This is a genomic window from Chloroflexus sp. (genome assembly GCF_034435895.1).
In the GTDB taxonomy this organism is placed as follows: domain Bacteria; phylum Chloroflexota; class Chloroflexia; order Chloroflexales; family Chloroflexaceae; genus Chloroflexus.
Genome location: NZ_DAOTWH010000335.1, coordinates 1 through 3,367, shown reverse-complemented (window position 1 = coordinate 3,367; position 3,367 = coordinate 1). Strand labels below are relative to the sequence as shown.

Here is a 3,367-nt window from a genome sequence, read left to right as displayed (position 1 = left end):
AGGGGCATAGCGTCGCTATGCCCCTACCGACGCCCCCAACGGCAAATTCGCCGTCACATCCACATCCCAACCGTGTTGCACGCCGGTGTGGAAGCGGTAAAATGCCGCTGCCGCCACCATCGCCGCGTTATCGGTGCAAAGATCGAGCGCCGGCAGATGTACCGGCACATGCGCGCGCCGGATCAGCTCTTCGCGTAAGCGCCGGTTGGCCGCTACCCCGCCGGCCAGCAGGATCGCCTGCGCGCCGTGCCGGCGGGCCGCGTCAACCGTTTTACTGACCAACACATCCACTACCGACTCTTGGAAGGCGTAGGCCATCTGGGCCACAAACGGCGCATCGAGCTGCGCCGGATCGTTGCCGCCTTTGCGTCCGCTCAGCCGCGCCGCCTGCGCTAGCCGGTCTTGCACCCGGTGCAAGACTGCGGTCTTGAGGCCGCTAAACGAGAAGTCGTAGCTGTCGCGCAGCCACGCGCGCGGCAACACCCCGCCGGGAGTAGCCTGCGCCGCCGCAGCTTGTATCGCTGGCCCACCCGGATAGCCCAACCCCAAAATGCGTGCCACCTTATCAAATGCTTCGCCGGCGGCATCATCACGAGTCTGCCCCAGCAAGTCATATTGGCCGTGGTCGCGAATGAGCGCCAGCAAGGTATGGCCGCCGCTGACCAGCAGCGCCACTAGCGGAAACGGCGGCGGCGGATCGCTGCCCAGCCAACCCGCGTACAAATGCGCTTCCAGATGGTTGACCGCCACGAATGGCAAGCCGCGCTGCCATGCCATCGCCTTGGCCGCATTCAGCCCCGTCAGCAACGCGCCGCTGAGGCCGGGGCCGTGGGTGGCCGCCACCGCATGCACATCGTTCCACCCGTTCGGCAAGGCGGCCAGCGCCGCGCGTACCACCGGCGCCAAGCTGAGAATATGCTGGCGCGATGCGATTTCAGGCACCACGCCGCCGTACCGCTCGTGCGTCGCCATCTGTGACGCGATAATATTGCTGACCACCGTGCGCCCGCCGCGCACCACCGCCGCCGCGGTCTCGTCGCACGATGTCTCAAGCGCCAAAATGGTAAAGTCGTCGGGAAGCTGGTTCATGCTCAAACTCGTACGTTGTCATTGTTCACGTCATGTCGTTGCGTCGCCAATACGCGCCAATCACCGCTGCTATCTCCGCCGCGAGCACAGGAGCGAATGTCATCCCGCTTGCCGCTCGCCAAAAATCGCCCGCCCGATCCGCACCATGGTTGCCCCTTCGGCGATCGCTGCCGCCAAATCATCGCTCATCCCCATCGACAACTCGCGCCAATTGGCCTGCGGGTAGCGGCAGGCCAAATCGTCGCGCAGTTCGCGCAACGCGGCAAAGAAGGGCCGCGCTTCATCAGGGTGGGATACAATCGGCGCGATCGTCATCAGGCCGCGCACCTCAAGCGCCGGCAACGCCAAGATTCCTTCAATATCGCGCAGCAACGCGCTATAGGCGTCACAATTCTTCAGCCCTCCCGGAACCCAGAACCCTTCTTTACTCGCTTCGCCGCTGACATTGATCTGCAACAGAATCGGCAACCGCCGGTCACGCTCGCGGGCATGCCGGTCGAGCGTCTCGGCGAGCCGCAGACTGTCAACTGAATGGATGAGATCGAACAGTTCGACGGCCAGCTTGGCTTTATTGCGCTGAAGGTGGCCGATCAGATGCCAGCGTGGCCGTGGGCGCAGAGTCTGCAACGCGCTGATCTTTTGGTGCGCTTCTTGCACCCGATTTTCCCCCAGATCGGTCACGCCGGCGGCTACCGCTGCCGCTACCACCGCTGGCGGATGGGTCTTGCTGACCGCAATCAGTTGCACCTCCGCTGCGCTGCGTCCGGCAGCCGCTGCGGCGGCGGCAATCTGCGCTTGCGCGGCAGCCAGTCGTTGGCTCAACTCGGTGTTCATGGTCGCGCTCCTCGCACATCGATCAGTAAGCGTTGCTCGATCGGCGGGTCGGGTGGCAAATGGGTGATCAACAACAAGCCGCGCCCTTCTGGCAATGGCACGCTCAACTCTAGCGGCGTCGAACCTCCCGGCGGCAAGCTAGCCATTGTCGAGCTGGGTGAGCGGTAGCTCTCGCCGGTGCTGTCGCGTAGCTCAAACGCACTGATCGGCACCAGCAGATCGGCAGTGGTCAGATTCGTCACCGTCCCCTTAATCCGCACCCCATCGGCGGTCGGTTCGATCACATCAATCTCCACCCGCACCCGCTGGCTGCTCGCGACCGGGTCGATCGGCTGGCTACGATTGCCGGTTGCGATCTGTTGCCAAATGGCGCGGGCCGCTGCCTGCACGTCCGGCGCCAGATTCTGCACCTCGAGTTGCGGGAGCGCGGGCAACGGCAGCGCCGGCGTCGGTTGGCGGGCGAATTGCTCGATCAAGGCCGCTGATCGAGATTGCTGCATAAAGATACTAATACCGATCAGAAAGATTGCCCCCAAGAGACCAATTGCCCAAAACGGGATGGGCGGTGCGTCGTTGTGCATCTCCGCCGTCTCTTTACGTTCGCTGCCCCGGTTGGAACAGCCCATGCGTTGATCCAACCGGGGGAATGGCTCTGCATCATACCCCCCCTTATTGTAGCTTTAGCCGGCAAGCTTGACAAACTGGCACGGATCGCGTATATTCGCCTACTGTCATCCATTGTGGTTAACTGTTCGCAACGCAATGATGCGTCACGCTGACTCGCTCACGATTCAGCACCGTTGCGTTACGTTCAGACAACCGCAGGAGACGGCAGATTACCGGTTTGAAGTCAAGGAGAAATCGGTTATGAAGCGTTCGATCAGTCTCTTGTTGCTGGTCGGTATGCTGGCCTCGATGCTCGCCGCGTGCGGCGGCCAGCAGGCCCAGCCCACGGCGACGCCACAGCCGGCGACGCAAGCGACCGCGGCCCCTGTGCCAACGGAAGCTCCAACGCCGACGACCGCAGCCCCTGCTCAGGTGATCAAGATCGCCACCCAAAGCCCGTTGTCGGGCGGCCAAGCGGCGCTTGGTACCGGTATCAAGAATGGCGCTGAGCTGGCGGTGCGGCAGTTGGCCGGCCCGCTGGAGTCGCTGGGCTTTAAGGTGGAACTGGTGCCGTTCGACGATCAGGCGAAGCCGGAAGTTGGTTCGGCCAACGCTAAGAACATTGTTTCGGATAAGGACATCCTCTGCTTGGTTGGGCACCTGAATTCGGGTGTGGCGCTGGCCTCGCTGCCCGACTACAAGAATGCCCGCCTGCCGATGATTTCGCCGGCCAACACCAACCCGAACATCACCGAGGGCGGCTATGAAGTGGCCTTCCGCGTGGTCGGTCGCGACGATGTGCAGGGTGCGGTGGCCGAGAAGTTCGCCCGCGAAGAGC

Annotated in this window: 4 protein-coding genes; 1 reads left to right on the top strand and 3 read right to left on the bottom strand. The window is 63.1% G+C overall.

Going from position 1 to position 3,367, the window contains the following annotated elements; genetic code table 11:
• Positions 1–15: 15 nt before the first annotated feature.
• The 3 genes from tsaD to U9R81_RS18630 form a co-directional block, all read right to left on the bottom strand.
• Positions 16–1,089: a tRNA (adenosine(37)-N6)-threonylcarbamoyltransferase complex transferase subunit TsaD gene (tsaD, locus tag U9R81_RS18640; RefSeq protein ID WP_322496913.1), complete on the bottom strand. Its 1,074-nt coding sequence runs from the start codon at positions 1,087–1,089 to the stop codon at positions 16–18.
• 99 nt (positions 1,090–1,188) lie between these two features.
• Entirely contained in the window at positions 1,189–1,923 is a 735-nt protein-coding gene (locus U9R81_RS18635) for a YggS family pyridoxal phosphate-dependent enzyme (protein WP_322496912.1), read from the bottom strand.
• Positions 1,920–2,504, bottom strand: a complete 585-nt coding sequence (locus U9R81_RS18630; RefSeq protein ID WP_322496911.1) for a hypothetical protein — start codon at positions 2,502–2,504, stop codon at positions 1,920–1,922. The genes U9R81_RS18635 and U9R81_RS18630 overlap by 4 nt, the downstream gene beginning before the upstream one ends.
• Before the next feature lie 286 nt (positions 2,505–2,790).
• Between U9R81_RS18630 and U9R81_RS18625 the strand changes: the two genes are divergently transcribed.
• On the top strand, positions 2,791–3,367 hold a 577-nt coding region (locus U9R81_RS18625), incomplete at its 3' end, for a branched-chain amino acid ABC transporter substrate-binding protein (RefSeq protein ID WP_322496910.1).